Source organism: Kitasatospora sp. NPDC088779 (assembly GCF_040685395.1).
GTDB lineage: Bacteria > Actinomycetota > Actinomycetes > Streptomycetales > Streptomycetaceae > Kitasatospora.
Genome location: NZ_JBFBHW010000124.1, coordinates 1 through 1,437 on the forward strand (window position 1 = coordinate 1; position 1,437 = coordinate 1,437).

Genomic DNA, 1,437 nt, shown 5'->3' on the forward strand with positions numbered 1-1,437 from the left:
CAATGCCGGTGACTTTAGGTTGCTCCTGGCTGGGTGATGGTGACTGTCGCCGGTTCTGGTTGCGGCCAGTTGCGGTGTTGGGAGCGTTTGAGGGGCCAGTTGGACATCTTGCGTTTGATGACGCGGGGGCAGGTCCGCCTGCGGCGTTCGGGTAGCAGGCGGTCGGTGATCTCAGCCAGGGTGCGGGTCAGCGCGCTGGCGAGTGTGCCGGGGGGAAAGCGCCGCCTGGGCGGGGACCTGGCGGCGTACGACCCGCAGGCTGCGGGTGAAGGACAGGCGGTCGGGGTCCAGGCCCTCGCTGAGGGCGGCCTGGTGCATCAGCTGCCGGATGGCGTGGTGGACCAGGAGGAGTCCGTACACCTCCTGCTCGACGCCCCACGGGTACTTCGAGCGCAGGACGAGTTTGGGGCCGCGCTGGTGGGTCTTGATCTCGTCCAGCGTGGTCTCGATCTCCCACCGCTGGACGTAGAGCGCGGCCAGCTCGGCTGCCGGTGCCGCTTCGGGGTCGAGGACGGTGGTGACCAGCCGGTAGACGCTCTGGTCGCCGGTCGTGGTCAGGGTGTACTCGACGACCCGCACGGTCACCGGGTTGCGGCGGCTCTTTCGGTCCGGTTCGGCGTGGACAGTGCTGAGGTAGGAGCCGTCGGAAAGGACCCGCAGCACGGGCAGGGCGGCGTTGGTGCGGACCCGCCACAGCAGGTCCGCGCCGCTCGCCCGTGCGGCCTGCCACAGCTCGAAGCCGTAGAAGCCCCGGTCGGCCAGCAGCAGCATCCCCTCCCGCAGAAGGGGGAACAGCCGCCGGGACAAAGACTGCTCACTGACCGACAGCGGGCCAATGGCCGCGCCGAACATCGCATGAGTGCCGCACTCGGCCAGCCCCACCACCCTGGCCTGCGGAAACGCACTCGCCCCACGGCCGGACACGTGCCGGCCGAAGAACTCGGTGTTGGCGTCGGTGTCCGCCAGGTCCAGGCAGGTGCCGTCCACTGCCACCACACGCCACCGCCGGTACCAGGCGCCCGTCGTTTCGGGCACGGCCAGCGGGCGGCAGACCCGCGCGAACAGCACCTTCAACGGCTCGACCCCCAGCCGTCGGCGGGCCCGGCCGATCGCGGCGGTCGTGGGCACCCGCCACGACCGCCGCCCGTCCCCGAGCCCCTCACCCAGCAGCCGGGCGACCTCCTCGTAGCCCTGCCCGAAGAACAGGCACATCGCCAGCACGAAGTACACAACCACCCGCGCCGGCAGCAGACGACTGCGTTTCTCACCCCGCCCGGTCTCGGCGATCACCTCATCGACCAGCCCCGGCGGGAACGCCCGGGTCAGTACCCCGATCGCGATCCGGTCCGATATCCGCTCACTCGCAGGCGCCTTGACCTGCCCCACCCTCGCCACACCACAACCAACGAGACACCGACCACAAAGTCACCGGCATTG

General features: G+C 70.1%; 1 protein-coding gene. It reads right to left on the reverse strand.

Annotated features, from left to right (window positions below; all coding sequences use genetic code 11):
- Nucleotides 1-171: 171 nt before the first annotated feature.
- A complete protein-coding gene (locus tag AB0P03_RS40790; protein ID WP_363633799.1) occupies nt 172-1,395 on the reverse strand; it encodes an IS4 family transposase in 1,224 nt (407 codons plus the stop codon).
- Nucleotides 1,396-1,437: the final 42 nt, after the last annotated feature.